The organism is Mixta mediterraneensis (assembly GCF_014946725.1).
Lineage (GTDB): Bacteria > Pseudomonadota > Gammaproteobacteria > Enterobacterales > Enterobacteriaceae > Pantoea > Pantoea mediterraneensis.
Genome location: NZ_JACFXY010000007.1, coordinates 109847 through 136775, shown reverse-complemented (window position 1 = coordinate 136775; position 26929 = coordinate 109847). Strand labels below are relative to the sequence as shown.

The window sequence follows — 26929 nt, the reverse complement described above, 5'->3', positions numbered from 1 at the left end:
TCAATCGCTCGATGACCTGATTAACCCAGGCTGATCTGCACGTCAACACCGGCAGCCAGATCCAGACGCATCAGAGCATCAACGGTTTTTTCAGTTGGCTCAACGATGTCTACCAGACGCTTATGAGTGCGGATTTCGTACTGATCACGCGCATCTTTGTTAACGTGCGGAGAGATCAGAACGGTAAAGCGCTCTTTGCGGGTTGGCAGCGGGATCGGACCACGAACCTGCGCACCAGTGCGCTTGGCAGTCTCAACGATTTCCGCGGTTGATTGATCGATCAGACGATGATCAAACGCTTTAAGACGGATACGGATTCTTTGGTTCTGCATGAGACCAGAGCTCCAAACTTTTTATAGACGAAAAAAATTACTACTCGAACCCATTACGATTGATGGGAGAGTGTAATCGTTCAGCATATAACTCCCCAATTGGGAGTATTGTCAGACGACCCAAAAAATGCCGTCTACGATTCTGCTCGAATCGCGCCTAACAATATCGGTAGGCCCGCGCATTATACGTAAATTTGTTCAGGAAGCAACCCGCGTTCTGCTTTTAATTCCCTGCCCTGCTAAATGATTCCTGCTGGCTTTGGGTTATTTGCCAACATAAGCGGGAAGAGTAAATATGATTATCTCTTTGGCTGGTTTTGCCCAACCGTAATCTGCCGCCAGACATGCGTAACAGATACGCTGACGCATCAACGTCAATACACATCGTTTTCGACGCAATGTTTTTGATTTTTCATTAAAAGAGAGTTATGACACCAGGCAAGTCGGGAAGGGTTAAACGCGCCCGCAATGGTCGGCTCTTACTATCACGGGCTGGGGACAGGCGTTACAGAAAACGGGCTTACTCGTCTTTGATTTGAGCCTGCAGATAATTTTGGATACCCATTTTTTGTATCAACACAAGCTCGGTTTCCAGCCAGTCAATGTGATGTTCTTCTTCAGACAAGATTTCAATCATCATATCGCGACTGACGTAGTCGTGAACTTTATCTGCATAGGCGATAGCCTCACGTAAATCTTTTGCTCCCTCAAGCTCAAGCGCAAGGTCAGAGTTCAGCATTTCCGGCACATCTTCGCCTATCTTCAGTCTGCCCAGGTCTTGTAAGTTTGGGATACCCTCAAGAAACAGGATGCGCTCAATGTACTTATCCGCGTGTTTCATCTCATCAATGGATTCGTGATATTCAACATCGTTGAGCCGCATCAGGCCCCAGTTTTTGAACATACGTGCATGAAGAAAATATTGGTTGATTGCAACCAGTTCATTTCCCAGCAATTTATTGAGATAACTAATGATTTTAATGTCGCCCTTCATTTTGCTTCCTCCGCTACCAGTTAACTAGAGCGTAGATGCGTATAAAAAGAAGTCAAAAAAACGCGACAGAAACTGTGGGTATTAAGCAGGGATGTAAAAAAGCACGTCCTCAGATAGCTTCTTTATACAGCGGAACGTGCTGCATTTCTTCATCCATTATTTCACGGGTGGCGCGGATACATTTCCCGCATTGCTTTCCGACAGGAACGAGTTGACGCAACTGCTGGATAGATTTTGGCTGGTAACGGCGGACCGCTTCACGAATGGTTTTATCACTGATGGCATTACACAGGCAGACGTACATTTACTTTTCACTCTGGTACATTTTCTATACTCAGTGTAAATGCGAATGGTTTTTATTTCAAACCCAGGTTTTGTGGGGTAATACGCCTTCACTTAAAAGATAAAAAAAAGAGCACCGAAGTGCTCTTTTCTCAGTTGCAATGGCCGCTTTCACGGCCATTTAGGACATCACACTTAAGCGATAACTTTAGCAACAACGCCCGCACCAACGGTACGGCCACCTTCGCGGATTGCGAAGCGCAGACCTTCGTCCATTGCGATTGGGTGAATCAGGGTAACAACCATTTTGATGTTGTCGCCCGGCATTACCATCTCAACGCCTTCTGGCAGCTCTACTGAGCCGGTCACGTCCGTTGTACGGAAGTAGAACTGTGGACGGTAGCCTTTGAAGAACGGAGTATGACGGCCGCCTTCGTCTTTAGACAGAACGTAAACTTCTGACTCGAACTGGGTGTGAGGCTTGATTGAACCCGGCTTAGCCAGTACCTGGCCACGCTGGATCTCTTCACGCTTGATACCACGCAGCAGAACACCACAGTTCTCGCCCGCCTGACCCTGGTCCAGCAGTTTGCGGAACATTTCAACACCGGTACAGGTTGATTTCGCCGTGGCTTTGATGCCCACGATTTCAACTTCATCACCCACTTTTACGATGCCGCGCTCAACACGACCGGTCACAACGGTACCACGACCAGAGATGGAGAATACGTCTTCGATTGGCAGCAGGAACGGCAGGTCGATTGCACGTACCGGATCCGGAATGTAGGTGTCCAGGTGCTCTGCCAGCTCAACGACTTTCGCTTCCCACTCTGCTTCGCCTTCCAGCGCTTTCAGCGCAGAACCACGAACGATTGGGGTGTCGTCGCCAGGGAAGTCGTACGCAGACAGCAGGTCACGCACTTCCATCTCAACCAGCTCCAGCAGCTCTTCGTCATCAACCATGTCACACTTGTTCAGGAACACGATGATGTAAGGAACGCCAACCTGACGACCCAGCAGGATGTGCTCACGGGTCTGCGGCATTGGGCCGTCAGTCGCAGCAACAACCAGGATCGCGCCGTCCATCTGCGCAGCACCGGTGATCATGTTTTTCACGTAGTCGGCGTGGCCTGGGCAGTCAACGTGCGCATAGTGGCGGGTCGGGGTTTCATATTCAACGTGTGAAGTGTTGATGGTGATACCACGTGCTTTTTCTTCCGGCGCGTTATCGATCTGATCGAACGCACGAGCCTGGCCACCGTAAGTTTTAGACAGAACGGTAGTGATTGCTGCAGTCAGGGTAGTTTTACCGTGGTCAACGTGACCGATGGTGCCCACGTTTACGTGCAGTTTGTTACGTTGAAATTGCTCTTTCGCCATGGCGATATTCCTTACTGTTATGCCTTCATCTTTGACGAAGGCATCTGTTCAAATTTTAAACCGTAGACTTATTTGCTACGAGCTTCAATAATGGCCTGAGCGACGTTGTTCGGCGCTTCAGCGTACTTCAGGAACTCCATGGAGTAAGAAGCACGGCCCTGAGTCTGTGAACGCAGGTCAGTTGCATAACCAAACATTTCAGACAACGGTACCTGAGCGCGAACGGTCTTACCCGTTGCGGTGTCATCCATACCTTCGATGATGCCGCGACGACGGTTAAGGTCACCGATTACGTCACCCATGTTCTCTTCAGGCGTTTCTACTTCAACCTTCATGACAGGCTCAAGCAGAACAGGCTTCGCTTTTTTAAAGCCATCTTTAAACGCTAAAGATGCAGCCAGTTTAAACGCCAGTTCGGAGGAGTCCACATCATGGTATGAACCAAAATGCAGACGCACGCCCAGATCAACTACCGGATAACCCGCCAGTGGACCTGATTTCAGCTGCTCCTGAATGCCTTTATCAACGGCTGGGATGTATTCACCAGGGATTACACCGCCCTTGATGTCGTTGGTAAATTCATAGCCTTTACCGCCTGGCTCAAGCGGGTACAGGTCAATGATAACGTGACCATACTGACCACGACCACCGGACTGTTTCGCATGTTTACCTTCGACATCGGTAATTTTTTCACGAATCGTTTCGCGATAAGCAACCTGCGGTTTACCGACGTTTGCTTCAACGTTGAATTCACGCTTCATACGGTCAACGATGATGTCGAGGTGCAGCTCACCCATACCAGCAATAATAGTCTGGTTAGATTCTTCGTCAGTCCAGACGCGGAATGACGGGTCTTCTTTCGCCAGACGGCCCAGAGCCAGACCCATTTTTTCCTGGTCAGCTTTGGTTTTTGGTTCAACAGCGATAGAGATAACCGGCTCTGGGAATTCCATGCGCTCCAGAATGATCGGTGCGCTCGGATCACACAGCGTATCACCCGTAATCACGTCTTTCAGACCGATTGCAGCAGCAATATCGCCAGCACGAACTTCTTTAATCTCTTCACGTTTGTTAGCGTGCATTTGAACGATACGGCCAAAACGCTCGCGCTGAGATTTAACAGAGTTCAGTACGGTATCACCTGAGTTAACCACACCAGAATAGACGCGGAAGAACGTCAGGTTGCCCACGAACGGGTCATTCGCAATTTTAAATGCCAGAGCGGAGAACGGCTCTTTATCATCAGCATGACGCTCAGCGGGTGTATCTTTACCGTCGTCCAGCATACCGTTAATTGAAGGTACGTCAGTTGGCGCAGGCAGATAATCAACCACAGCATCCAGCATCGCCTGAACACCTTTGTTCTTAAATGCAGAACCACAGGTCACCAGGATGATTTCGTTATTCAGTACGCGCTGACGCAGAGCAGCTTTGATTTCGTCTTCAGTCAGCTCTTCACCGCCGAGGTATTTCTCCATCAGCTCTTCAGAGGCTTCTGCAGCCGCTTCAATCAGGTTCTGGTGCCACTCTTCAGCCAGATCAGCCATTTCTGCAGGGATCTCTTCGTACTCGAAGGTCACGCCAGCATCAGCATCGTTCCAGTTGATAGCTTTCATTTTCAGCAGGTCAATAACGCCGGTGAAGTTTTCTTCAGCGCCGATCGCCAACTGCAGCGGAACAGGATTGGCGCCCAGACGGGTTTTGATCTGACCTACAACTTTCAGGAAGTTCGCGCCCATGCGGTCCATTTTGTTAACGAACGCAATACGCGGAACTTTGTATTTATTAGCCTGACGCCATACAGTTTCAGACTGTGGCTGAACACCACCAACTGCACAGTAAACCATTACTGCGCCATCAAGAACACGCATAGAACGTTCTACTTCGATGGTGAAGTCAACGTGTCCTGGGGTGTCGATGATGTTGATGCGGTGCGGCTCAAACTGCTTAGCCATACCTGACCAGAATGCGGTGGTCGCAGCAGAAGTGATGGTAATACCACGCTCCTGCTCCTGCGCCATCCAGTCCATGGTCGCGGCGCCATCGTGTACTTCACCGATTTTGTGGTTAACACCGGTGTAGAACAGGATACGCTCGGTAGTGGTAGTTTTACCGGCGTCGATGTGGGCGCTGATACCGATGTTACGGTAGCGCGTAATGGGTGTTGTACGAGCCATTTGATTCCTCTGATTCTCGGACGTTCAAAGTAAGTCGACCCCAGCGGGTTGGCTGTTTGAGCGCCCGCTGGTTTAACAACTACGTGGCTATTACCAGCGGTAGTGAGCGAACGCCTTGTTGGCTTCTGCCATGCGGTGAACGTCTTCACGTTTCTTAACTGCAGTACCTTTGTTCTCTGCAGCATCAGAAAGTTCGTTCGCCAGGCGGAGAGCCATAGATTTATCACCGCGTTTACGAGCAGCTTCTACGATCCAACGCATTGCCAGCGCATTACGACGAACCGGACGGACTTCTACTGGTACCTGATAGGTAGAACCACCAACGCGACGTGATTTAACTTCGACAGTCGGACGCACGTTTTCCAGTGCTACTTCAAAGGCTTCCAGCTCGTTTTTACCTGAACGCTGAGCCAGGGTCTCAAGCGCAGTATAAACGATTGATTCAGCGGTAGATTTTTTACCATCTACCATCAGGATATTTACAAATTTGGCCAGCAGTTCTGATCCGAACTTCGGATCTGGCAGAATTTTACGCTGACCAATGACGCGACGACGTGGCATGGAAATACTCCGTTGTTAATTCAGGATTGTCCAAAACTCTACGAGTTTAGTTTGACATTTAAGTTAAAACGTTTGGCCTTACTTAACGGAGAACCATTAAGCCTTTGGCTTCTTCACGCCGTACTTGGAGCGAGCCTGCTTACGGTCTTTAACACCTGAGCAGTCAAGCGCGCCACGAACGGTATGGTAACGCACACCTGGCAAGTCTTTAACACGACCGCCACGGATCAGGATCACGGAGTGTTCCTGCAGGTTATGACCTTCACCGCCGATATAGGAGGTAACTTCAAAACCATTAGTCAAACGCACACGGCAAACTTTACGCAGTGCTGAGTTTGGTTTTTTCGGGGTGGTGGTGTACACACGAGTACAAACACCACGTTTTTGCGGGCAAGCTTCCAGCGCCGGCACGTTGCTCTTTGCAACTTTGCGGACGCGTGGTTTGCGAACCAGCTGGTTAACTGTTGCCATTAAATAGCTCCTGGATTTGCTTTTGCTTCGTAAACACGTGATAAATCGCCTCGTAAGACTACGAGGAGGCAGAATTTTAGGGCTGTGTCAAAAGGGTGTCAAGAAATAACCAGGTTTTCAGCGTCACCAGGCCATTTGTTGTGGATGTTTTACCGTTAGCGCGACGAAACCAGTATAGTTCACCGGCTGTATTTCGGTTGAAATTTGCCCAGCCAATCCCCGTGCCTTCAGGTCTTCTTCTAATACCCAAACTGTTGCAGCTGAACTCAACAGACGCGCCAGAGCAGCGCTGCCCCTTAGCGCAGCGAACACGCCATCCTGCATCAGCAGGAGATCATCCTCTGCATTAAGCAACTGAAGTAAGGTATCAAGATCGCTATAAGCGGGCGAATGCATCAGGGTGTGCAGCATCAGAATCTCTTAAAAGGTCAGAATGCGATCGTAATTTTCTAGCTGCTGGCGCAGCGCGACGGCAGTAAGGATATCAACCTCCAGCACGCGTGGCATCTCAGCAGACAATCCTCGCGCGGTTAACGAATCCAGACAGAGACAACACTCTTCTACCTCATACAGCGCCAGTACGCCAAAGGTCGCAGCATAATGGCGGCTAAAGATGAGATCAGGCTGCTGGCCCGTCATTAATTGCAGCACGCCATCTCCGATAAAGAACAGGCCAATCTCTTCGCTGAGCGCGGCAGTCGCCAGTGCGGCATCAAGTCCTTCACGCCCTGCGCTGCTGCCATGTGGACCACGGGTAAAGACAAAAGCCACACGATTCATTAAAACTGCACCATACGATCGCAACTCAGCGCGGCTTCTGCCAGTGCGCCTAAACCGCTTAATACAAAGCCGGGCTGTAGATTACTTCCTGCCAGCTGAAGACGTTCCGCCTCTTGCGCATCGGTTACGCCACGCCGCAGCGCCGCCGCGACACAAATATTTAGCGCCACGCCCTCTTTTTTTAATGCCTGCCAGGCACGCACCAAATCGAACTCATCACTCGCTGGCGCGGTTAGCTGATTAGCATTCAATACGCCTTCCCGATAAAAAAAGATGCTTTCCAGTTGATGTCCCGCAGCTAAGAGCGCCTGGGCAAATAGCAGCGCGCTGCTGGCTTGCTGCGTACCATAAGCCGGACCGGTAACCAGCAAGGCATAACGCATTAACGATCCTGCCCCTGAAAGTCGCCATTTTTAAACTGGCGAATATAAAGGTAAACGGTGTGTTTGGAGATGTTAAGGCGATCGGCAACCTGGTTAATAGCATCCTTAATATCAAAAATGCCCTTCTCATAAAGATTCAACACAATCTGGCGGTTCTTGGCATTATTCGACACGTTACGATCTGCGCTCACCTCTTCAATGGTGAACTCCAGCGTTTGCATGACCAGGTCATCGACCGAGCTGGCAAAGTTCACATTAGAATCCACCTGTTGCATTTCCGGCGGCATGAACGTCGACATAATCTGTGAGAACGGCACATCCAGATTCATGTTAATACACAACAAACCGATAACGCGTTGCTGACGATTACGGATAGCGATGGTAACGGATTTCATTAATACCCCGCTTTTGGCGCGGGTAAAGTAGGCGCGGGACACATTACTGTCTGCACCGTGCATATCGTGCAGCATGCGCAACGCCAGATCGGTAATCGGCGACCCTACTTTGCGGCCAGTATGTTCACCATTGGCGATGCGCACCGCCGAACATTTCAGATCTTCCAGCGAATGCAGGACAATTTCACAATGCGATCCAATTAACATCGCCAGGCCATCAACAACGGCCTCGTACGATTTCAAAATATCGTAATCGCTTTGCTCGAACGGACGCTGCTCCAGAAGATCGAAGTCGCTCAGTTCACCAGGATTGAATGGATTAGACATTGAAGACATCACCCTAAATGGCTGGAGCCTGTCTCGGCGTCTTTCGGGCAGACTCAATATTGGGATAGTTATGCAGGCGCTAGTCTGGCAAATGTCGCCCGCTTATGCCAGAGGTTTGTCGTGATGCGGAAATGAAACCGCCGCACAGAGGCGGCGGTGAACAGATTATTGCGACTTTTTCGCAGCAGCGGCAGGTGCCTGCGCTTTTTCATCTGCTTTGGGCGCGGGTTTGATGTCGAGCAGTTCTACATCAAATACCAGCGTGGAGTTAGCCGGAATGCCTGGCACGCCGTTTTTACCGTAAGCCAACTGTGGTGGAATGACCAGCTTGATCTTGCCACCTTTTTTCACGTGCTTAAGCCCTTCGGTCCAGCCCGGAATCACACCGTCTAAACGGAATGACAGCGGCTCGCCACGCGTATAAGAGTTGTCGAACTCAGTACCATCAACCAGCGTACCTTTGTAGTTAACCACAACAGTGTCGCTGTCTTTTGGTGCGTCACCGGAGCCTTCTTTCTCAACTTTATACAGCAGACCGCTTTCCGTCTTTTTCACGCCGCTTTCTTTGGCGAATTTGGCCGCATAAGCTCCGCCTTTATCGGCATTCTCTTTCGCGTCTTTTTCCATTTTCGCCTGGGCAGCGCCTTTCACGCGGCTTTCGAAGGCTTGCAGTGTTTGTTCAATCTCGGTGTCAGACAGCTTGCTCTTGCCGCCAAATGCATCCTGAACACCAGCGATCAGCTGATCTTTATCCAGTTTGATGCCCAGTTTTTCCTGCTCCTTCAGGGAGTTGTCCATGTAGCGACCCAACGAGGCGCCCAGCGCATAAGCGGATTGTTGATCTTCATTTTTGAAGGCCGCATTTTTTGGAGCCTGAGGTGCAGACGTCGCTGCCGCCGCCGGTGCTGCGGCAGTTTCGGCAGCCATTGCCAGCGGAGCATTCAGCGCGACGGCCAGGGTGGTAGCTAACAATGTGACTTTAAACAGTGATTTCATCCTTTCTCCAAAACCGAAGCCTTTAACCTCGGGAATCATTGCGGACTAAAGGTCCACACTATAACTGTACGTGGCAGTGGCAAACACCCCCACAACGTAATTACGCGGTTAACCTCCGACCTTTTTTGCATCAGAAAGTTTCATCAGAAATGGTGCCGCAACAGGGGTTTTTCAAGCGTAACGCCAGCGGATAGTAAAAAATCGGGTCATTCTGTGTGTCCAGGCCGTAGAATCAAACCCTGCGCCAATCACATCATCCATTTTATAAGGAGGGGTCATGCAACAATCCGAATGGGAACACCGTCTTGAAATGCTGGAAAGCAAACTGGCCTTTCAGGAAATAACTATCGATCAGCTGAACCATACCGTCGTGCAGCACGAGCTGGAAATGGGAAAAATGCGTGAGCAGATGCGTCTGTTGCTGGATAAGCTAAAGGCCAGCGCACCCTCAATGATGGCTTCTCAGTCAGAAGAGACGCCGCCACCGCATTATTAATGACGCCATCTCCGTCAAAAAAGGAAGGCCACCGAAAGGTGGCCTTGAATCGTCATATCTGGCTTAGTGACTGCAACCGCAACCACCAGTACCGCAACCACCTTTACCATGGTCGTGATCATGTTCATGGTCGTGATGATGACCATCAGCGCCGTGAACGTGCCCATGCGCCAGTTCTTCCGGGGTGGCTTCACGAATTGCAACCACCTCAACATTGAAGTTCAGGTTCTGACCTGCCAGCATGTGATTGCCGTCAACCACGACGTGATCGTCTTCCACTTCGGTAATTTCAACCGGAACCGGACCTTGATCGGTTTCTGCCAGGAAGCGCATACCTACCTGCAGCTCGTCAACACCCATAAATACGTCTTTTGGTACACGCTGCACCAGGTTGTCATCGTACTGGCCATATGCATCATTAGCCGGGATATGCACATCAAATTTATCGCCCGCTACGTGATTTTCCAGCGCGTTTTCCAGACCAGAAATCAGGGAACCATGACCGTGCAGATAGTCCAACGGTGCACTCACCGGTGACTCGTCAACCAACACACCGTCTTCTGTACGTACCTGATAGGCCAGGCTTACCACCAGGTCTTTTGCTACTTTCATGATATCTCCTAACCGTTGAGAGCTGTGATCCCGTCTCATTGGTCTATTTTTGCGTGCAATAACACCAACCAGAAAGGTTCGGGGCTGAGTACGAGAGTGAATGACTTTCTCTCGCGACCACAGCGTTAATGGCGCTAATTGTAACGGAATTCCATCTCGCTGTAAGTTTAAGCTTAAAAAAAGCTGCGCCATTCCGCTATTCTGGGTGGAAAATCCCGATGACTTGCTCATTGCTGCGAACCTGATCGCGCGCCTGTTTATCGGCTTCACGCATTTGGTGGCCGCACTTCACGCACTCCACTACATCGACATTATTTTCACGCCACATCGCCAGGGTGTCTTTTTCCTGACAGTGCGGACAGACCGCACCGGCAATAAAACGTTTACGCATCGTGTTCCGCCTGTTTTATCTCATTACTTATCATCATCCCAGCCATCCAGCTGACGCTTCTCCTGCAGCATTTCGCGCTGGAAAATATCTTCCAGTTCACGACGCGCCTCACGCACGCGTGAAACCTGGGCGCTATCAGCATGGTTCGGCATAAGCTCACGCAGCATGCGCATATCCAGTCGACGGAAGTGCAGCTGTGCACGCTGAGCCTGGTGCGGATGCATACCTAATGTCATCAGCGCTTTACGGCCTAACTCCAGCGCGCTGGAGAAGGTTTCACGTGAGAATTGTGTCACACCGGCCTGTAACAGTTCGTGAGCTTCCACACGTCCGCGTGCACGCGCCAGAATCTGTAACTGTGGAAAATGCTGCTGACACAGATGAACAATCGTCATGGTATCTTCCGGCTCGTTACAGGTAATGACGATGGACTGGGCCTGAGCGGCACCTGCTGCACGCAGCAACTCCAGCTCGGTTGCATCACCATAGTAAACCTGGTAACCGTATTTACGCATCAGGCTTACCGCACTAATATCACGCTCCAGCACGGTAATTCGCTTATTGTTTGCCATTAACAAACGACCAATCACCTGACCAAAACGACCAAATCCCACCACAATGACCTGCGGTTGATCGTCGTCGACAAAATGCTTCTCCGCATTATCGTCAGCTTCGTTAAAGCGGCGCGCCAGCAACCGATCAATGCCTCGCATCAGCAGCGGCGTGGTCATCATTGATAAGGTCACTGTCACTAACAGCATCGGCAGCTGATCACCTGAAAACAGCTTCACGGATGAGGCAGCAGAAAACAGCACGAACGCGAATTCGCCCCCCTGGCTCAGCACCCCAGCAAACTGCTGACGTTCCGAACTACGCAGGCCAAAAATACGCCCAAGCCCATACAACACCCCTGTTTTCACGGCAACCAGAATCAGTACACCCAACAAAATGATGAAGATATGGGTGTAAAGCACGCCGAGGTTGAGCGCCATCCCGACCGAAATAAAGAACAAGCCGAGCAGCAACCCTTTAAATGGATCGATAGCGACTTCCAGTTCATGGCGATATTCGCTTTCCGCCAGCAGGATGCCAGCAATAAATGTGCCAAGCGCCATTGATAAACCCAGCGCATCCATGAACAGCGCCGCACCCAGTACCAGCAGCAGCGACGCGGCGGTAAACACCTCGCGCACGCCAGAAGCAGCGATATAACGAAAAATAGGGCGCAGCAGATAACGGCCACCAATCAACATACCTGCAAACGCCAGTACCTTCATACCTAACTTCAGCCAGTCAATATGCCCGCTATCCGTTCCCGCCAGTAACGGAATTAATGCCAACGCCGGGATCACCGCAATGTCCTGAAACAGCAGCACCGAAAAGCCCAGCTGTCCGGCTTCGCTGCGGTTCATGCCTTTATCTCGCATCAGCTGCAATGCCATTGCGGTAGAGGACATCGCCAGACCAATCCCGCCAATCACCGCGGCCCGCCAGGTAAAATGATCCAGCCATAACAGCGCGCCAAGGATCGCCGCTGAGAAAATCACTTGCGCAGCGCCCACACCAAATATTGAGCGACGTAACGACCACAGCTTTGAGGGATTCAGCTCCAGCCCGATGATGAACATCAGGAACACCACGCCGAGTTCAGAAAAGTGCAGAATCTCGTCAACGTCGCTGATAAAACCTAATCCCCACGGCCCAATGGCGATGCCAGCCACCAGATAACCTAAAACTGCACCAATACCGAGGCGAGCCGCCACCGGCACAATCAGTACCGCCGCGAACAGATAAATCACCCCCGCGGTCAGCAGCGTTTGTCCTGCCATTACAATCCTCCGTTCGGTAGCAGTGCCGCCAACCAGTCGCCATAGGCTCGGGCATAATTTTTCATCACATCTGTGTTCTGACGACGCGCCCAGTACACAATCATCGGTGGCATCCAGTGCATACGACACATCTGCGCGGTCAGCTCAAACGGGCGCATAATGTCATTCATACGATAGCGGTTCAGGCCCTGATGCTGAAAAGCGCTTTCAGGTTCACCAGTAGTCACCACGCTGCGCCAGTATTTTCCTTCCAGCGCATTGCCATCAATGCCGTTCGCAAAACCGCGCGATAAAACACGATCCAGCCACTCTTTCAGCAGCGCCGGACAGCTGTAGGTATAAAGCGGATGCTGGAAAATAATCACCTGATGTTCGCGCAGCAGCTGTTGTTCCCGGTGAATATCGATAAAGAAGTCGGGATACGTTGCGTATAAGTCACGGACCGTAACATGTTCCAGCGCCTGAGCCGGTTGCAGCAAAATACGATTAGCCATCGAGTCCTGTGATTCCGGGTGGGCATAAAGCAGTAAAATCTTCGGTGGCTGCGACATTGTTGTTCTCCAGAGCGTCGTCATTGCTACAGATTTCCGCTACCATGCACGACGCAGCAAAATCTTATTATGTTGCCTGTAAATTAACATATTCTGACGATACGGCGCTTATGATTGTCTTCTCTGCCTTACAAATACGCCGCGGCATCCGCGTCTTGCTCGACAACGCCACCGCCACCATTAATCCAGGCCAAAAAGTCGGATTAGTAGGTAAAAACGGCTGTGGTAAATCCACGCTGCTGTCGCTGCTAAAAGGTGAAATCACCAGTGACGCCGGCAGCATGACTTTTCCTGCCAACTGGGCGCTGGCCTGGGTTAATCAGGAAACGCCGGCTTTGAGCAAAGCGGCGCTCGACTATGTTATTGATGGCGACCGCGAATATCGCCAGCTTGCATCTGAACTAGACGAAGCCAACACACGCAACGATGGCAATGCTATTGCGTTGTTACACGGTAAGCTGGATGCCGTTCAGGCGTGGAGCATACAGGCTCGGGCTTCCAGTCTGCTGCACAGTCTGGGCTTTAGTCAGGAGCAGTTACAGCGCCCGGTGAGCGATTTCTCTGGCGGCTGGCGGATGCGTCTTAATCTGGCGCAGGCGTTGATTTGCCGTTCTGATTTGTTACTGCTTGATGAGCCAACCAACCACCTCGATCTCGATGCGGTTATTTGGCTTGAGCGCTGGCTGAAAAGCTACGAAGGCACGCTGATCCTGATTTCTCATGACCGCGACTTTCTCGATCCGGTCGTGGATAAAATTATCCATATCGAACAGCAATCACTGTTTGAATATACCGGCAACTACACCTCATTTGAGCGCCAGCGCGTCGCTAAACTGGCGCAGCAGCAATCACTGTATGAAAGCCAGCAAGAAAAAGTTGCTCATTTACAGAATTATATCGATCGCTTCCGCGCTAAAGCCACTAAAGCCAGACAGGCGCAAAGCCGCATCAAAATGCTGGAACGCATGGAGATGATTGCTCCCGCACACGTTGATAACCCGTTCAGCTTCAGTTTCCGCGCCCCGGAAAGCTTACCCAATCCGCTACTGAAGATGGAGAAGGTCACGGCCGGCTATGGCGATCGCATCATTCTTGATGCCATCAAACTGAACCTGGTGCCAGGATCGCGCATCGGCTTGCTTGGTCGTAACGGTGCCGGTAAATCGACACTGATTAAGCTGCTGGCCGGTGAGATAAAAGCAATTGAGGGCGAAGTTGGACTGGCTAAGAGTATCAAGCTGGGTTATTTCGCCCAGCATCAGCTGGAATTTTTGCGCGCCGATGAATCACCGCTGCAACATCTCGCCCGTATCGCGCCTGGCGTTCTGGAACAACAACTACGTGATTATTTAGGCGGTTTCGGCTTTCAGGGAGATAAAGTCAGCGAAATCACCGAGCGCTTTTCCGGCGGCGAAAAAGCGCGCCTGGTACTGGCATTAATTGTCTGGCAGCGCCCTAACCTGCTGCTGCTTGATGAACCGACCAACCACCTTGATTTAGATATGCGTCAGGCGCTGACCGAAGCTTTAATTGATTTCGAAGGGGCGTTGGTCGTGGTCTCGCACGATCGCCATTTACTGCGCGCCACTACTGACGATCTTTACCTGGTGCACGACGGCAAAGTCGATGTGTTCCCCGGCGATCTGGACGACTATCAGCAATGGTTAAGCGATCTGCAAAAACAGCAGGCACAACAGGACGCTGCACCGAAGCAGGATAACGGCAACAGTGCACAGGCACGTAAAGATCAGAAGCGCCGTGAAGCTGAGCTGCGTAAACAAACTCAGCCACTGCGTAAAGAGATCGAGAAGCTGGAAAAACAGATGAGCCAATGGCAAAACCAGTTGGCCGACGCCGAAGCTCAGCTATCTGACAGCGCGCTCTACGATCAAAGCCGCAAAGCGGATTTAACCACCGCCCTACAGCAGCAAGCTGAAAGCAAATCGGCGCTGGAAGAAGTAGAAATGGCGTGGCTGGATGCGCAGGAGAAGTTAGAACAACTCATGGCAAGCTGACGCTACCGTTCGCGCAACTCAACCTCTTCATACCGGGCGACAAACGCAACGCAGCCGTCGCCCGGTATGAAGAATTTAAAAAGGTTTATCTCCCAGCACCGTCGCCCGATGCATCACCCTTCTCGCTGGATAGTAATCCGCATTGGCATAATGCTGCGTCACACGGTTATCCCAAATCGCCACATCATTCGGCTGCCAGCGCCAGCGCACCTGAAACTCCGGCCTGGTCACATGCGCAAATAAAAATCCCAGCAGCGCCTCGCTCTCTTTCTCGCTCAAATCCACTATTCGCGTGGTAAAACCTTCATTAACAAACAGCGCTTTTTTGCCGCTCACCGGATGCGTACGAATAACCGGATGCTGCACTGGCGGGTGCTTCTCCACCGCTTGCTGCCAGCGCTGATGCTCTTCCTCAGACTTACGATATTTAAATTCCTGGAATGATTTTTTGAAATCGTGCTCGGCATGCAAACCGTCAGGCAAACTTTTGATCGGCGCAGACAGCGTTTCATAGGCTGCAATCCCACTGGTCCACAACGTATCACCGCCAAATTCCGGTAATACCTTTGACGCTAAAATCGCTATCGCAGGCGGTGTCTCGATAAAGGTAACGTCGGTGTGCCAGTTATCATTGTCAGGTGGATTATCCTGATGCGTATCCAGCACGATAATTTCTTCCACGCCTTCGGCATGTGGATACACCGGATGAATATGCAGATCGCCAAAGCGTATCGCCAGGGCGCGCTGTTGTTCAGGCGCCAACACCTGATCGCGCAAAAACAGCACCTGATGGCGCAGCAAGCCATGATAAAGCTGCTCAAACTGCGCATCGCTAAGCGGGCGAGCCAAATCAAGATTCGTCACTTGCGCACCAATGTACGGACCCAGCGCGTTGATGTTCAGACGTTCGTTCATGGTTGTTCTCCATTCCAGGGTGTCAGGCGGCGCTGTAACACGCGAAGCCCGAGCTCTAAGCTAAAGGCGATTAAAGCAATAACGGCAATACCAGCCAGCACCACATCGGTGGCGAGGAATTCTCCAGCTGACTGCACCATAAATCCAAGCCCACGCGTGGCAGCAATCAGTTCGGCAGCGACCAGCGTTGACCAGCCAACCCCTAAGCCAATACGTAGCCCGGTCAAAATCTCTGGCAAAGCCCCCGGCAAAATAACCCAGCGCAGGATCTGCCAGCGACTGGCTCCCAGCGCCTGGGCAGCACGAATACGCACCTGCTGTGCATTGCGAACGCCTGCCAGCGTTGATAGCGTGACCGGGGCGAATATCGCCAGGTAAATCAGCAGGATTTTCGAAGTTTCACCAATGCCAAACCAAATGACCATCAGCGGCAGATACGCCAGCGGGGGCACCGGGCGATACAGTTCAATCAGCGGATCGAGCAACCCGCGTATCGCCGGACTGAGGCCCATTGCGATGCCAACCGGAATGCCGATCGCCGCTGCGGCCAGCAGTGCAATCAGCATGCGCATCAGGCTGGCCGCCAGATGCTGCCACAGCGTGGCATCCATAAATCCCTGTGGGCTGGCGATGAGCAACAGCTTGCTCAGTACCTGCTGCGGCGAAGGCAGAAACAGGGGCGCAATCAGGCCAAGTGCCGTCACGCCCCACCATATCAGCAGCAGTATGCAGACACTTAGCAAGCTCAGGCTGAGCTGGGTAGAAAGCGGCCAGCGTAGGCGGCGTCGCGATGGTATCGTTTTATCATTGATCAATGCGCTCATACAAAAGCCTCCCGCTGCGCAAAAACACGGCTCAGCACATATTCACGCTGGGCGATAAACGTCGGATCGGATTTAATGCTGCGGCACGCTTCGCCGCTGGCAAAGCGCTGACCAAAATCAAGCCTGAGCCGCTCAACAACGCGGCCTGGGCCTGGAGACAGCAGAACCAGTTCGCTGGCAAGGAAAATCGCTTCTTCTATATCGTGAGTAATTAACAAAATCTGCTTGCCGCTATCACGCCATAACGTTAACAACAGGGTTTGCATCTGCTCGCGGGTGAAGGCATCGAGCGCGCCAAACGGTTCGTCCAGTAGCAGCAGTTGGGGATCGGCGGCCAACGCACGCGCGATACCCACGCGCTGGCGCTGACCACCGGAAAGCTGCCAAATCTGGCGCTTCTCCGCTCCTTCCAGCCCGACTTTTTTAATCAGTCGGCGCGCAATGATTTCGCGTTCCTGACGCGCCATGCCCGCCAGCTGCAAACCAAACGCAACGTTATCCAGCACGTTGCGCCATGGCAATAACCCTTCATGCTGAAATACCACGCCACGCTCTGCGCCCGGTCCGTTAATTACCTTGCCATCCAGCGTGATACTGCCAGATTCAACCGGCAGAAAGCCGGCAACCAGGTTGAGCAGCGTGGTTTTGCCACAGCCAGACGGGCCAAGTACAACCAGCAGCTCACTGTTATCCAGTTGCAGGTTGATGTCCTGCAAGACGGGTTGACCAGCGTAACGGGCATTAAGATGCGAAATGCGTAGCATGGTTGCTCCTTACCTGTGGGCTTACGGTTTGGCTAATGGCGCAACAAAACGCGTGGTGACAAAGCTGCTGTAATCGCTTTCTGCCTGCGGCACTTTCCCCTGCTCTTTCAGGAATTGCGCGGTATCAACAATTGCTGTGTTGACCGGCTTGCTCAGCTGCTCAACCTGCTGCTGTGCGGTGAGATAAGTGTTGCCTTTCACCAGACCGGGTATTTGCGCTGCCGGCACACCGCTCAGACGTGACAATTTATTCAGGTTATCCGGCTGCTTCAGCCATTGTTCAGGGTTAGCGATGTAGGTTTTTTGCGCCTCAAGCGCGCTGCGGGCAAAAGCCGTGACGATGTCAGGATGCTGCGCGGCGAAGTCTTTGCGCACCACCCACACGTCAAGGGTTGGCGATCCCCAACTTCCGACCTGTGAGGAATCAGTCAGCACTTTGCCCTCTTTCTCAAGCTGATTAACGGCGGGCGCCCAGACGTATGCACCATCAATATCGCCCCGTTGCCAGGCGGCAATAATGGCGGGAGGCTGGAGATTAACTAACTGCACCTGCGACGGCTTAATGCCCCAGTGCTTTAGCGCGGCCAGCAGGCTGTAATGGGTGGTGGAAATAAACGGAACGGCAATACGTTTACCGATCAGATCTTTCGGGCTGGCGATACTCTTTTTCACTACCAACGCTTCGGAATTGCCAAGCTGAGAAGCCAGCAGGAAAGCTTCAATCGGCAGCTGCTGCGTGGCTGCTACCGCTAACGGGCTGGAGCCGATATTACCAATCTGTACGTCGCCAGAGGCCAGTGCACGCAATACTCCCGCGCCGCTATCAAATTTGCGCCAGTCAACGGTTGCACCGCTTTCTCTGGCAAAGGTGTTATCTGCCTGTGCTACTTTGGCTGGTTCAGCCGAGGTTTGATACGCCACGGTGACATTCACCGCTTCTGCCTGAAAAGTCAGCAGTGCCAGTGCTGCTGCTAAAACTGTTAATCGTCGTTTCACTGCCATGATGCTGCACCCCAATTTTTTGCGATGCGGGCAGTTTCCCTGTAACGATTAATTTCACAAAGGAATTAAAAATTATCCCTAATAAAAATAAGTTCTTAGATCATCATCTGCAAAACTAAGAAGAAATTCGCAAATACAAAAGCAGTCAGAAAAGACGGGAAGCGTTGTCCTGAAAACGCGTTGAACGCGCTTCCCATGAGCTTAATGCCAGATTAATAATACGCAGGCGGCGGTTAACACCCCCATTGCTACATTGAAGAGGGTCCAGGCGCGTCGGCTGCGCAGAATACGGCCAATCAGGGTGCCAAAACCCATCCAGATCACCCCTGAAACCAGATTCACAATAAACATACCGATACTGATCGCCATCACCGAATGGCGATACGCCTCTCCCGCCAGACTGAAACTGGCCACCGCTCCCAGCGCCATCAGCCACGCTTTGGGATTGATCAATTGCAGCAACCCTCCTTGCCAGAAAGGCATCGGGGCGACACGAGCCGTATCGGTTTCCAGCTTTTCATAAGTCGCGGTCGCAATCTTCCATGCCAGCCATAGCAGATACAGGCTACCGGCAATCTTCAGAATTAAGTGCAGTGAAGGGTAAAGCAGGATTAAGCCACCCACTCCAAACGCCACCATCAATAGCATCACCTGCATGCCGATCATGATGCCGATCATCAAGGGAATGGTGCGCAGAAAGCCAAAATTGGCCCCTGAAGCGGTGAGTAACATATTATTAGGGCCTGGCGTGATCGCAGCGATCCAAAGAAAACCCAACATTGATAAAAAAAGACTCAGTTCCATGGAAATCGGGTGCTCCTCACCCCTGGCAAGCAAAAAACCTATCGAAGCTAGCAGTGTGATAGGGAACAGACAAGGCTTTACAACATGAAATTTATGGATGAGCAGCATGAGCGCTTTATCGCACTCGCTGGCTTCGGTAATCCGCATCTGCAAACCGTGCTACCACGCCTGCTGCGTCGCCATGTCACCTTGCAGCCGCACTGGCAGCGGCTGGATCTGCCGGACGGCGACTTTGTTGATTTGGCATGGAGCGAAGATCCACAACCGGTACAGCATAAGCCGCGCGCAGTGTTGTTTCATGGCCTGGAAGGCAGCTTTTATAGCCCTTATATACATGGGCTGATGGCGAGGTGTCAGGCACGCGGCTGGCTGGCGGTGGTGATGCATTTTCGTGGCTGCAGCGGCGAACCCAATCGACTCAACCGCATTTATCATTCAGGCGAAACGGAAGACGCTCGCTTTTTTTTGCAATGGCTGCGCACTCGCTGGGGTCGCGTTCCGACAGCGGCAGTAGGTTTTTCGCTGGGTGGCAATATGCTGGGTTGCCTGCTGGGTCAGCAAGGGGAGGATACCGCGCTGGATGCTAGTGTCATTGTTTCGGCGCCGCTGATGCTTGAACCCTGTAGCCTGCGGCTGGAGCAGGGATTTTCGCGCTTCTATCAATACTATTTGCTGGCTCAACTCAAAAAAAATGCTGAACGCAAGCTACGCGCATGGCCGGAAACGTTACCGGTGAATTTAACCCAACTCAAAGCGCTGCGCCGTCTGCGCGATTTTGATGATGCTATTACCGCACGCGCGCATGGCTTTGTGGATGCCGGCGACTATTATCGTCGCGCCAGCGCCTTGCCTCTATTAAATTCAGTACGTAAACCGCTGCTGATCATTCACGCCAAAGACGATCCGTTTATGAGTAGCGACGTGATCCCGCGAAAAAACCAATTATCTGCCACTATTACTTATCAAATGACGTCGCATGGCGGCCACGTTGGATTTGTTGGCGGTACGCTGTTCCAGCCACAACTGTGGCTGGAACAGCGCGTGCCACAATGGCTTTCACCTTTTTTGGATGGCTAATCTGTGATTATTCCCTGGCAAGAGGTTTCACCCGAAACCCTCGAAAATCTGATTGAAACCTTCGTGCTGCGCGAAGGAACCGACTATGGCGAGCATGAACGCAGCCTGGAAGACAAAGTCGCTGACGTACGCCGCCAGCTTGAGCGCGGCGAAGTGCTATTAGTGTGGTCCGAACTGCATGAAACGGTAAATATCATGCCGCGCAATGAATTTCGTGGCTAATGCGTTAACGAGGAATTCATGCTAACAATGCTCTTCGCCCGACCTCACAGGAAGCTTTTCTATGTCTGCCCGCCATCCAATTATCGCAGTGACCGGTTCCAGCGGAGCAGGAACCACTACCACCAGCCTCGCCTTCCGTAAGATTTTCCAGCAGTGGGATCTGCACGCGGCAGAACTTGAAGGCGACAGTTTTCATCGCTTCACGCGACCTGAAATGGACATGGCTATCCGCAAAGCGCGCGATCTGGGACGTCATGTCAGTTATTTCGGCCCCGAAGCCAATGATTTTGGTCTGCTGGAACAAACCTTTATTGAATATGGTAAAAGTGGTCAGGGTCAGTCGCGTAAATACCTGCATACCTATGACGAAGCGGTGCCGTGGAATCAGGTGCCCGGCACCTTTACGCCGTGGCAGCCACTGCCAGCCAATACCGATATTCTGTTTTATGAGGGGCTGCATGGCGGCGTGATGACCGCGCAACACAACGTGGCCGAAAACGTCGACTTGCTGGTTGGCGTAGTGCCGATTGTGAACCTGGAATGGATCCAAAAACTGGTACGTGATACCAGCGAGCGCGGCCATTCTCGTGAAGCCGTAATGGATTCGGTGGTGCGCTCAATGGAAGATTACATTAACTTCATCACGCCACAATTTTCTCGCACCCATATTAACTTCCAGCGCGTTCCCACTGTGGATACGTCAAATCCGTTTGCCGCACGCAGCATCCCGTCGCTGGATGAAAGCTTTGTGGTTATCCATTTCCAGGCGCTTGAAGATATTGATTTCCCCTATCTGCTGGCGATGTTGCAAGGATCGTTCATCTCGCATATCAATACCCTGGTTGTTCCGGGTGGCAAAATGGGGCTGGCGATGGAGTTAATTATGGGGCCGCTGGTCAAACGGCTCATGGAAGGCAAACGTATTGAATAAGGGGGGAGGCCACAAATCGGCCTCCGGCAACTACAGTTCTGTCACTTCATAACTGTGAGTGATTTCCACACCTTTACCTAACATAATCGCCACCGAGCAATACTTGTCGGCAGAAAGGTCAACAGCGCGCGCCACCGCTTTGTCAGCCAGCGCTTTGCCGCTCACAATAAAATGCAGATTAATATGGGTAAAAATACGCGGCGCTTCTTCGCGACGTTCGGAAGTGAGTTTGACTTCACACTCGACTACATCATTGCGGCCTTTCTGCAAAATGGACACCACATCAATCGCGCTGCATCCCCCTGCTGCCATCAGCACCATCTCCATCGGGCTGGGCGCTTTATCGCCAGCGTTACCGTCCATCACTACCTGATGGCCCGACGACGATTCGCCAAGAAATGTCAGACCTTCAACCCACTTCACTCTTGCCTGCATGATATAGCCTCCATAACCTGATCATTTGCGTCAGAGTACGCTTTCACCTGGTAAACAGCAATCCAGAGAAATCCGCCCTTTGCTGAAGCGAGACAACACAAGACAGTCGGCAAAAGCTGTGTTACAAACAGAGCTGAAAATATTTTTCGTCACCTGATGACGAAGCCGGGAAGAATTAAGCGCCATGCGCCAAATGCAGCCCGAATAATTTCCAGAATGGAAAATGCTTGAAGCTTTCATCGCCTGACAGGGAAATTGTCCCCTGTATTTTGGGCACGATTACAACAGAGGATAATAGCGAATGGTTCTCGGCAAACCGCAAACAGACCCTACACTCGAATGGTTCCTGTCCCATTGCCATATTCACAAATATCCATCCAAAAGTACGCTGATTCACCAAGGTGAAAAGGCTGAAACGCTTTACTACATCGTGAAAGGTTCCGTTGCGGTTCTGATCAAAGATGAAGAAGGCAAAGAGATGATTCTCTCCTATTTGAATCAAGGCGATTTTATTGGCGAGCTTGGCCTGTTTGAAGAAGGTCAGGAACGTAGCGCCTGGGTACGTGCGAAAACCGCGTGCGAAGTGGCAGAAATTTCCTACAAGAAATTTCGTCAGTTGATTCAGGTAAACCCGGATATTTTGATGCGACTGTCGTCGCAGATGGCGCGTCGCTTACAGGTAACGTCAGAAAAAGTGGGTAACCTCGCTTTCCTTGACGTTACCGGACGCATTGCGCAAACGCTGCTTAATCTGGCCAAACAGCCAGACGCCATGACGCATCCCGACGGCATGCAAATTAAAATTACTCGTCAGGAAATTGGCCAAATCGTTGGTTGCTCACGTGAAACCGTGGGCCGTATTTTGAAGATGCTGGAAGATCAGAACCTGATCTCAGCACACGGCAAAACCATCGTCGTTTACGGCACCCGCTAATTCCTGTCACTCCCGGCGTGATGGCAACATCACGCCGTTATTATTTGCGCTGAGCTGATGTGGCGTCGAATCATCTATCATCCGGAAATTAACTACGCCCTGCGGCAGACGCTGGTCCTTTGCGTGCCCGTTGCACTCGGCTGGCTGTTTGGCGATCTGCAAAAGGGACTGCTGTTCTCGCTGGTGCCTGCCTGCTGCAATATTGCTGGCCTCGATACTCCCCATAAACGCTTCTTTAAGCGCCTGATTGTCGGCGGCAGCCTGTTTGCGCTCGGCAGTTTTCTTATGCAGTTTCTGACACTGAAAGGCGTTCCGCTACCCGCCATTCTGCTTGTCATGCCCTTATTGCTCGGCGTGACGGGTGAAATCAGCCCGCTTCATGGGCGTTTACTGCCCGGTTCGCTAATTGCCGCCATTTTCACACTGAGCCTGATGGGACGTATGCCGATGTATGTTCCGCCGTTGCTCTATATTGGCGGTACGCTGTGGTACGGCCTGTTCAACTGGTTTTGGTTCTGGCTGTGGAAAGAGCAGCCGATGCGTGAAAGCCTGAGTCTGGTCTATCGCGAGCTGGCCGATTACTGCGACGCGAAATACACGCTACTGACGCAATTCGTCGATCCAGAAAAAGCGTTGCCGCCGCTGCTGGCGCGTCAACAAAAAGTGGTCGATCTGATTAACATCTGTTATCAACAGATGCATATGTTGTCGGCCAATGGCGATGAAAGCCATAAACGCCTGAAGCGTTCCTTTCAGGTTGCATTGGATTTGCAGGAGCATATCTCTGTCAGCCTGCATCAACCGGAAGAGGTGCAAAAGCTGGTGGAGCAGAGTCATGCGGAAGCGGTGATCCGCTGGAATGCCAGAACCATTTCGACCCGGCTTCGGGTGCTGGCGGATAACATTCTTTATCATCAACTGCCCGACCGCTTTGCCATGGATAAACAGCTTGGCGCGCTGGAAAAGATTGCACGCCAGCACCCTGATAACCCGGTCGGTAACTTTTGTCTATATCATTTCAACCGTATCGCGCGCGTACTGCGCACGCAAAAACCACTCTATCAGCGCGACCTGATGGCCGATCGTCAGCGTCACCTGCCGCTGTTGCCCGCCCTGCGTAGTTATCTGAATTTCAAGTCTGCTGCACTGCGCACTGCTGGCCGCTTTGCCGTTATGCTGATGTTGGGCAGCGCACTGGCCATGTTTTTCAATATTCCTAAACCTTACTGGATTCTGATGACCATTATGTTCGTGAGTCAGAATAGCTACTGCGCTACGCGGGTACGCATTCAACACCGCGCGCTCGGCACATTTGCCGGTTTAGTGATTGCCGCTGCCACTTTGCGCTTCGCCGTACCGGAATCGCTGGTGCTGCTTATCATGCTCGTTATCACCTTCGTCAGTTACCTGTTTACCCGTAAATTTTATGGCTGGGCGACCATTGGTTTTACCGTCACAGCGGTATATTCACTGCAACTGCTGTCGCTGAATGGCGCACAGTTCCTGCTACCACGACTGATGGATACCCTGATGGGTTGCCTGATCGCCTTTGGTGGCATGGTGTGGCTTTGGCCACAGTGGCAAAGCGGCTTGCTGCGCCAGAACGCGCATGATGCGCTGGAAACGTATCAGGATGCACTACGCATGTTGCTTGGCCCGGAACAGTCAGCTGAAAAGCTGGCTTATCAGCGCGTACTGGTCAATCAGGCACACAATGCACTCTTTAACTCGCTGAATCAGGCGATGCAGGAGCCGGGTTTCAACTCTCAATATTTGAAAGATATGCGAATGTGGGTAACGCATAGCCAGTTCATTATAGAACACATCAACGCCATGACCATTCTCGCGCGCGAGCATACTATGCTGACACCCGCGCTGGCGGAACGCTATTTACAGTCGTGCGAGATTGCATTGCAACGCTGCCAGCAGCGGCTGGAATATGACGGTAACGGTTCACAAACCAACGTGCTACAGGAGGCGGAAAATATCAATGAAGGGCCGATTACGGTTGTGGAGCAGCATGTAAAACGCATTTTGGGACACCTGAATGTGATGCATACCATTTCGTCTCTGGCATGGAGCCAGCGGCCACAACATGGTCGCTGGCTGGTCAGGCATTTAAGAAAAAGCTAAATCAGGCGCTAAGCACCTTCTCCACCACTTTGGCAAAGCGCTGCATACCTTCGGCAATCACGTCTGGTTCAATGACCAGCGACGGCGCGAAACGGATCACATCCGTCCCCGCAACCAGAATCATTACGCCTTCTGCCGCAGCGGCATGCAGAATATCGCGCGTCTTACCTGCATGCTGCGGTTTCAGCGCCGCGCCAATTAGCAGACCTTTACCACGAATATCAGAGAACAGATCCTGCTGAGCATCAAGGGCTTTCAGCGCTTCGACAAATTGCTGACGACGGGTCTCTACGCCTTGTAACACCTCCGGCGTATTGATGATGTCCAGCGCCGTTTCGGCAATCGCACACGCCAGCGGGTTGCCGCCGTAAGTCGTACCATGTACGCCTGGCGCCATGGTAGAAGCAACTTCATTGGTAGTCAGCATCGCACTTACCGGGAAACCGCCGCCCAGCGCTTTTGCTGAGGTCAGAATATTCGGCATCACGCCGTAATGTTCATAGGCAAACAGTTTACCGCTGCGTCCCATGCCGCTTTGCACTTCGTCCAGCACCAGCAGCGCCTGATACTGATCGCACAGTTCGCGCAGACCTTGCATAAATTCCTGCGTCGCCGGCATCACCCCGCCTTCGCCCTGAATCGGCTCAACCACGATGGCACAGGTGTGATCATCAATAACGGCTTTTACTGCATCCAGATCGTTGAAGGGGACATGCACAATATCTGCGGGCTTTGGACCAAAGCCGTCCGAATATTTTGGCTGCCCACCAACCGACACGGTGAACAGCGTGCGGCCATGAAAAGCATTATGGAAAGCGATAATTTTGCTTTTGAACGGACTGTGCCGTTTGTAAGCGTAATAACGCGCCAGCTTAAACGCGGCTTCGTTTGCTTCTGCGCCTGAATTTGCAAAGAACACGCGCTCAGCAAAAGTGGCATGGATTAATTTACTGGCAAGCCGCAGCGCCGGTTCGTTAGTGAACACGTTGCTGGTATGCCACAGCGTTTCGCCCTGGCTTTTCAGGGTTTCTACCAGCGACGGGTGACAATGGCCCAACGCGGTGACCGCGATCCCGCCAGAGAAATCGATATATTCTTTGCCTTGCTGATCCCATACGCGGCTGCCCTTGCCTTTCACCGGCACGAACTGTGCCGGTGCATAAACAGGCAAAATGACGTTATCGAATGTTTCCCGCGTTACCGCAATTTTTTCCGCTGCCATTGACGACCTCATTTGATTAGCTGTTGAGCCAATGCGAGATAATAATCATAAAATATGCATAAAAAATCAATCAAAGGCAAACATAACTTTACTGATTAAGGAAATTGCGCAGCAGCTGATGGCCTTGCTCGCTAAGAATACTCTCGGGGTGGAACTGCACGCCTTCCAGCGCCAGGGTTTTATGACGGAATCCCATAATTTCATCCAGTTGTCCGTCGCGCAGACTCCAGGCGGTGATTTCAAAATCATCCGGCAAGGTATCGCGCTGCACGATTAACGAATGATAGCGCGTAACGGTAAGTGGATTGTTCAGGTTGCGGAATACGCCGCGGTTGGTGTGCTGAATCGCAGACGTTTTACCGTGCATCACCTGACGCGCACCCGTCACTTTCGCGCCATACGCCTGCGCAATGGCCTGATGACCAAGACAAACACCAAGCACCGGTATGCGTCCGGCAAAATGGCGAATGGCTGCCAGCGAAATGCCAGATTCATCCGGCGTGCACGGCCCAGGGGAAATAACCAGGTGCGTCAACGGTAAGGCGTTCATCTCTTCCAGCGTGATGGCATCGTTTCGCACAACGCGAACTTCCGTGCCAAGCTCGCAAAAATACTGGTAGAGATTCCAGGTGAACGAGTCGTAATTGTCGATAAGCAGCAGCATAGCCCATCCAGAGTGGTTGAAAGCGCCGCC

The 26929-nt window shown here is 51.8% G+C and carries 31 protein-coding genes; 7 read left to right on the top strand and 24 right to left on the bottom strand.

Annotated elements, in window-relative coordinates:
• Positions 1 to 20 precede the first annotated feature (20 nt).
• The 12 genes from rpsJ to fkpA all read right to left on the bottom strand — a co-directional run bounded on the left by rpsJ (position 21) and on the right by fkpA (position 9078).
• The gene (gene rpsJ, locus H2P46_RS14130) at positions 21 to 332 is read right to left on the bottom strand and encodes a 30S ribosomal protein S10 (RefSeq protein ID WP_001181005.1); all 312 of its coding nucleotides are present in this window, start codon (positions 330 to 332) and stop codon (positions 21 to 23) included.
• A gap of 520 nt (positions 333 to 852) precedes the next feature.
• Positions 853 to 1326, bottom strand: a complete 474-nt coding sequence (bfr, locus tag H2P46_RS14125) for a bacterioferritin (RefSeq protein ID WP_193405638.1) — start codon at positions 1324 to 1326, stop codon at positions 853 to 855.
• A 109-nt stretch (positions 1327 to 1435) separates the two neighbouring features.
• Positions 1436 to 1630, bottom strand: coding sequence for a bacterioferritin-associated ferredoxin (gene bfd, locus H2P46_RS14120; RefSeq protein WP_193405637.1), 195 nt, complete (start codon positions 1628 to 1630; stop codon positions 1436 to 1438).
• Positions 1631 to 1803: 173 nt separating this feature from the next.
• Entirely contained in the window at positions 1804 to 2988 is a 1185-nt protein-coding gene (tuf, locus tag H2P46_RS14115) for an elongation factor Tu (protein WP_193405636.1), read from the bottom strand.
• Between the two features lie 68 nt (positions 2989 to 3056).
• Entirely contained in the window at positions 3057 to 5165 is a 2109-nt protein-coding gene (gene fusA / locus H2P46_RS14110; RefSeq protein WP_193405635.1) for an elongation factor G, read from the bottom strand.
• A 90-nt stretch (positions 5166 to 5255) separates the two neighbouring features.
• A complete protein-coding gene (gene rpsG / locus H2P46_RS14105) occupies positions 5256 to 5726 on the bottom strand; it encodes a 30S ribosomal protein S7 (protein WP_013510774.1) in 471 nt (156 codons plus the stop codon).
• 96 nt (positions 5727 to 5822) lie between these two features.
• On the bottom strand, positions 5823 to 6197 hold the full coding sequence (gene rpsL / locus H2P46_RS14100; protein WP_003852912.1) for a 30S ribosomal protein S12: 375 nt from the start codon (positions 6195 to 6197) through the stop codon (positions 5823 to 5825).
• A gap of 123 nt (positions 6198 to 6320) precedes the next feature.
• A complete protein-coding gene (gene tusB, locus H2P46_RS14095; protein ID WP_193405634.1) occupies positions 6321 to 6608 on the bottom strand; it encodes a sulfurtransferase complex subunit TusB in 288 nt (95 codons plus the stop codon).
• 9 nt (positions 6609 to 6617) lie between these two features.
• Complete coding sequence (gene tusC / locus H2P46_RS14090) at positions 6618 to 6977, bottom strand: sulfurtransferase complex subunit TusC (RefSeq protein ID WP_193405633.1); 360 nt, start codon at positions 6975 to 6977, stop codon at positions 6618 to 6620.
• Positions 6977 to 7360, bottom strand: a complete 384-nt coding sequence (gene tusD / locus H2P46_RS14085; protein ID WP_193405632.1) for a sulfurtransferase complex subunit TusD — start codon at positions 7358 to 7360, stop codon at positions 6977 to 6979. The genes tusC and tusD overlap by 1 nt, the downstream gene beginning before the upstream one ends.
• A complete protein-coding gene (locus tag H2P46_RS14080; RefSeq protein ID WP_193405631.1) occupies positions 7360 to 8082 on the bottom strand; it encodes a helix-turn-helix transcriptional regulator in 723 nt (240 codons plus the stop codon). The genes tusD and H2P46_RS14080 overlap by 1 nt, the downstream gene beginning before the upstream one ends.
• A gap of 165 nt (positions 8083 to 8247) precedes the next feature.
• On the bottom strand, positions 8248 to 9078 hold the full coding sequence (gene fkpA / locus H2P46_RS14075; protein WP_193405630.1) for an FKBP-type peptidyl-prolyl cis-trans isomerase: 831 nt from the start codon (positions 9076 to 9078) through the stop codon (positions 8248 to 8250).
• A gap of 277 nt (positions 9079 to 9355) precedes the next feature.
• On the opposite strand from fkpA, the gene H2P46_RS14070 reads away from it, so the two are divergent.
• Positions 9356 to 9574: a protein SlyX gene (locus H2P46_RS14070; RefSeq protein WP_193405629.1), complete on the top strand. Its 219-nt coding sequence runs from the start codon at positions 9356 to 9358 to the stop codon at positions 9572 to 9574.
• A 63-nt stretch (positions 9575 to 9637) separates the two neighbouring features.
• Here the strand turns inward: H2P46_RS14070 and slyD are convergent, their stop codons facing one another.
• The 4 genes from slyD to kefG all read right to left on the bottom strand — a co-directional run bounded on the left by slyD (position 9638) and on the right by kefG (position 12957).
• Positions 9638 to 10186 (bottom strand): peptidylprolyl isomerase, encoded by a 549-nt coding sequence (gene slyD, locus H2P46_RS14065; protein WP_193405628.1) that lies wholly within the window; start codon positions 10184 to 10186, stop codon positions 9638 to 9640.
• Positions 10187 to 10382: 196 nt separating this feature from the next.
• Entirely contained in the window at positions 10383 to 10577 is a 195-nt protein-coding gene (locus H2P46_RS14060; RefSeq protein ID WP_006120567.1) for a YheV family putative zinc ribbon protein, read from the bottom strand.
• Positions 10578 to 10600: 23 nt separating this feature from the next.
• A complete protein-coding gene (gene kefB, locus H2P46_RS14055; protein ID WP_193405627.1) occupies positions 10601 to 12406 on the bottom strand; it encodes a glutathione-regulated potassium-efflux system protein KefB in 1806 nt (601 codons plus the stop codon).
• Positions 12406 to 12957, bottom strand: a complete 552-nt coding sequence (gene kefG / locus H2P46_RS14050) for a glutathione-regulated potassium-efflux system ancillary protein KefG (protein WP_193405626.1) — start codon at positions 12955 to 12957, stop codon at positions 12406 to 12408. Before kefG ends, kefB begins: the two co-directional genes overlap by 1 nt.
• 110 nt (positions 12958 to 13067) lie before the next feature.
• Here kefG and H2P46_RS14045 point away from each other — a divergent pair, with 110 nt between their 5' ends.
• Positions 13068 to 14972, top strand: coding sequence for an ABC transporter ATP-binding protein (locus H2P46_RS14045; RefSeq protein WP_193405625.1), 1905 nt, complete (start codon positions 13068 to 13070; stop codon positions 14970 to 14972).
• 75 nt (positions 14973 to 15047) lie between these two features.
• Here H2P46_RS14045 and tauD read toward each other — a convergent pair whose 3' ends face one another.
• The 5 genes from tauD to H2P46_RS14020 all read right to left on the bottom strand — a co-directional run bounded on the left by tauD (position 15048) and on the right by H2P46_RS14020 (position 19281).
• Positions 15048 to 15887: a taurine dioxygenase gene (tauD, locus tag H2P46_RS14040; RefSeq protein ID WP_193405624.1), complete on the bottom strand. Its 840-nt coding sequence runs from the start codon at positions 15885 to 15887 to the stop codon at positions 15048 to 15050.
• Positions 15884 to 16711, bottom strand: a complete 828-nt coding sequence (gene tauC / locus H2P46_RS14035; RefSeq protein ID WP_193405623.1) for a taurine ABC transporter permease TauC — start codon at positions 16709 to 16711, stop codon at positions 15884 to 15886. Before tauC ends, tauD begins: the two co-directional genes overlap by 4 nt.
• Positions 16708 to 17475, bottom strand: coding sequence for a taurine ABC transporter ATP-binding subunit (gene tauB, locus H2P46_RS14030; protein WP_193405622.1), 768 nt, complete (start codon positions 17473 to 17475; stop codon positions 16708 to 16710). The genes tauC and tauB overlap by 4 nt, the downstream gene beginning before the upstream one ends.
• Positions 17476 to 17496: 21 nt before the next feature.
• A complete protein-coding gene (tauA, locus tag H2P46_RS14025) occupies positions 17497 to 18477 on the bottom strand; it encodes a taurine ABC transporter substrate-binding protein (RefSeq protein ID WP_193405621.1) in 981 nt (326 codons plus the stop codon).
• 201 nt (positions 18478 to 18678) lie between these two features.
• A complete protein-coding gene (locus H2P46_RS14020) occupies positions 18679 to 19281 on the bottom strand; it encodes a LysE family translocator (RefSeq protein WP_193405620.1) in 603 nt (200 codons plus the stop codon).
• Positions 19282 to 19365: 84 nt separating this feature from the next.
• Between H2P46_RS14020 and H2P46_RS14015 the strand changes: the two genes are divergently transcribed.
• The 3 genes from H2P46_RS14015 (at position 19366) to H2P46_RS14005 (ending at position 21511) form a co-directional block, all read left to right on the top strand.
• Positions 19366 to 20358: a hydrolase gene (locus H2P46_RS14015; RefSeq protein WP_193405619.1), complete on the top strand. Its 993-nt coding sequence runs from the start codon at positions 19366 to 19368 to the stop codon at positions 20356 to 20358.
• Between the two features lie 3 nt (positions 20359 to 20361).
• On the top strand, positions 20362 to 20580 hold the full coding sequence (locus H2P46_RS14010) for a YheU family protein (RefSeq protein ID WP_193405618.1): 219 nt from the start codon (positions 20362 to 20364) through the stop codon (positions 20578 to 20580).
• A gap of 61 nt (positions 20581 to 20641) precedes the next feature.
• Positions 20642 to 21511 carry a phosphoribulokinase gene (locus H2P46_RS14005; RefSeq protein WP_193405617.1) on the top strand — a complete coding sequence of 290 codons (870 nt, stop codon included), beginning with the start codon at positions 20642 to 20644 and terminating at the stop codon, positions 21509 to 21511.
• A gap of 30 nt (positions 21512 to 21541) precedes the next feature.
• Here H2P46_RS14005 and H2P46_RS14000 read toward each other — a convergent pair whose 3' ends face one another.
• Positions 21542 to 21946, bottom strand: a complete 405-nt coding sequence (locus tag H2P46_RS14000) for an OsmC family protein (RefSeq protein WP_193405616.1) — start codon at positions 21944 to 21946, stop codon at positions 21542 to 21544.
• Positions 21947 to 22247: 301 nt separating this feature from the next.
• On the opposite strand from H2P46_RS14000, the gene crp reads away from it, so the two are divergent.
• Positions 22248 to 22880, top strand: coding sequence for a cAMP-activated global transcriptional regulator CRP (gene crp / locus H2P46_RS13995; protein WP_000242758.1), 633 nt, complete (start codon positions 22248 to 22250; stop codon positions 22878 to 22880).
• A 57-nt stretch (positions 22881 to 22937) separates the two neighbouring features.
• On the top strand, positions 22938 to 25013 hold the full coding sequence (locus H2P46_RS13990) for a YccS/YhfK family putative transporter (protein ID WP_193405615.1): 2076 nt from the start codon (positions 22938 to 22940) through the stop codon (positions 25011 to 25013).
• A gap of 1 nt (position 25014) precedes the next feature.
• Here H2P46_RS13990 and argD read toward each other — a convergent pair whose 3' ends face one another.
• Both argD and H2P46_RS13980 read right to left on the bottom strand, forming a co-directional pair.
• Complete coding sequence (argD, locus tag H2P46_RS13985) at positions 25015 to 26235, bottom strand: bifunctional acetylornithine/succinyldiaminopimelate transaminase (protein WP_193405614.1); 1221 nt, start codon at positions 26233 to 26235, stop codon at positions 25015 to 25017.
• 88 nt (positions 26236 to 26323) lie between these two features.
• Positions 26324 to 26899: an aminodeoxychorismate/anthranilate synthase component II gene (locus tag H2P46_RS13980; RefSeq protein ID WP_193405613.1), complete on the bottom strand. Its 576-nt coding sequence runs from the start codon at positions 26897 to 26899 to the stop codon at positions 26324 to 26326.
• Positions 26900 to 26929: the final 30 nt, after the last annotated feature.

Excerpts from the sequence above, each read along its gene's own strand:
- rpsJ (WP_001181005.1), bottom strand. The coding sequence starts at position 332 with ATGCAGAACCAAAGAATCCGTATCCGTCTTAAAGCGTTTGATCATCGT.
- bfr (WP_193405638.1), bottom strand. The coding sequence starts at position 1,326 with ATGAAGGGCGACATTAAAATCATTAGTTATCTCAATAAATTGCTGGGA.
- bfd (WP_193405637.1), bottom strand. The coding sequence starts at position 1,630 with ATGTACGTCTGCCTGTGTAATGCCATCAGTGATAAAACCATTCGTGAA.
- tuf (WP_193405636.1), bottom strand. The coding sequence starts at position 2,988 with ATGGCGAAAGAGCAATTTCAACGTAACAAACTGCACGTAAACGTGGGC.
- fusA (WP_193405635.1), bottom strand. The coding sequence starts at position 5,165 with ATGGCTCGTACAACACCCATTACGCGCTACCGTAACATCGGTATCAGC.
- rpsG (WP_013510774.1), bottom strand. The coding sequence starts at position 5,726 with ATGCCACGTCGTCGCGTCATTGGTCAGCGTAAAATTCTGCCAGATCCG.
- rpsL (WP_003852912.1), bottom strand. The coding sequence starts at position 6,197 with ATGGCAACAGTTAACCAGCTGGTTCGCAAACCACGCGTCCGCAAAGTT.
- tusB (WP_193405634.1), bottom strand. The coding sequence starts at position 6,608 with ATGCTGCACACCCTGATGCATTCGCCCGCTTATAGCGATCTTGATACC.
- tusC (WP_193405633.1), bottom strand. The coding sequence starts at position 6,977 with ATGAATCGTGTGGCTTTTGTCTTTACCCGTGGTCCACATGGCAGCAGC.
- tusD (WP_193405632.1), bottom strand. The coding sequence starts at position 7,360 with ATGCGTTATGCCTTGCTGGTTACCGGTCCGGCTTATGGTACGCAGCAA.
- H2P46_RS14080 (WP_193405631.1), bottom strand. The coding sequence starts at position 8,082 with ATGTCTAATCCATTCAATCCTGGTGAACTGAGCGACTTCGATCTTCTG.
- fkpA (WP_193405630.1), bottom strand. The coding sequence starts at position 9,078 with ATGAAATCACTGTTTAAAGTCACATTGTTAGCTACCACCCTGGCCGTC.
- H2P46_RS14070 (WP_193405629.1), top strand. The coding sequence starts at position 9,356 with ATGCAACAATCCGAATGGGAACACCGTCTTGAAATGCTGGAAAGCAAA.
- slyD (WP_193405628.1), bottom strand. The coding sequence starts at position 10,186 with ATGAAAGTAGCAAAAGACCTGGTGGTAAGCCTGGCCTATCAGGTACGT.
- H2P46_RS14060 (WP_006120567.1), bottom strand. The coding sequence starts at position 10,577 with ATGCGTAAACGTTTTATTGCCGGTGCGGTCTGTCCGCACTGTCAGGAA.
- kefB (WP_193405627.1), bottom strand. The coding sequence starts at position 12,406 with ATGGCAGGACAAACGCTGCTGACCGCGGGGGTGATTTATCTGTTCGCG.
- kefG (WP_193405626.1), bottom strand. The coding sequence starts at position 12,957 with ATGTCGCAGCCACCGAAGATTTTACTGCTTTATGCCCACCCGGAATCA.
- H2P46_RS14045 (WP_193405625.1), top strand. The coding sequence starts at position 13,068 with ATGATTGTCTTCTCTGCCTTACAAATACGCCGCGGCATCCGCGTCTTG.
- tauD (WP_193405624.1), bottom strand. The coding sequence starts at position 15,887 with ATGAACGAACGTCTGAACATCAACGCGCTGGGTCCGTACATTGGTGCG.
- tauC (WP_193405623.1), bottom strand. The coding sequence starts at position 16,711 with ATGAGCGCATTGATCAATGATAAAACGATACCATCGCGACGCCGCCTA.
- tauB (WP_193405622.1), bottom strand. The coding sequence starts at position 17,475 with ATGCTACGCATTTCGCATCTTAATGCCCGTTACGCTGGTCAACCCGTC.
- tauA (WP_193405621.1), bottom strand. The coding sequence starts at position 18,477 with ATGGCAGTGAAACGACGATTAACAGTTTTAGCAGCAGCACTGGCACTG.
- H2P46_RS14020 (WP_193405620.1), bottom strand. The coding sequence starts at position 19,281 with ATGGAACTGAGTCTTTTTTTATCAATGTTGGGTTTTCTTTGGATCGCT.
- H2P46_RS14015 (WP_193405619.1), top strand. The coding sequence starts at position 19,366 with ATGAAATTTATGGATGAGCAGCATGAGCGCTTTATCGCACTCGCTGGC.
- H2P46_RS14005 (WP_193405617.1), top strand. The coding sequence starts at position 20,642 with ATGTCTGCCCGCCATCCAATTATCGCAGTGACCGGTTCCAGCGGAGCA.
- H2P46_RS14000 (WP_193405616.1), bottom strand. The coding sequence starts at position 21,946 with ATGCAGGCAAGAGTGAAGTGGGTTGAAGGTCTGACATTTCTTGGCGAA.
- crp (WP_000242758.1), top strand. The coding sequence starts at position 22,248 with ATGGTTCTCGGCAAACCGCAAACAGACCCTACACTCGAATGGTTCCTG.
- H2P46_RS13990 (WP_193405615.1), top strand. The coding sequence starts at position 22,938 with ATGTGGCGTCGAATCATCTATCATCCGGAAATTAACTACGCCCTGCGG.
- argD (WP_193405614.1), bottom strand. The coding sequence starts at position 26,235 with ATGGCAGCGGAAAAAATTGCGGTAACGCGGGAAACATTCGATAACGTC.
- H2P46_RS13980 (WP_193405613.1), bottom strand. The coding sequence starts at position 26,899 with ATGCTGCTGCTTATCGACAATTACGACTCGTTCACCTGGAATCTCTAC.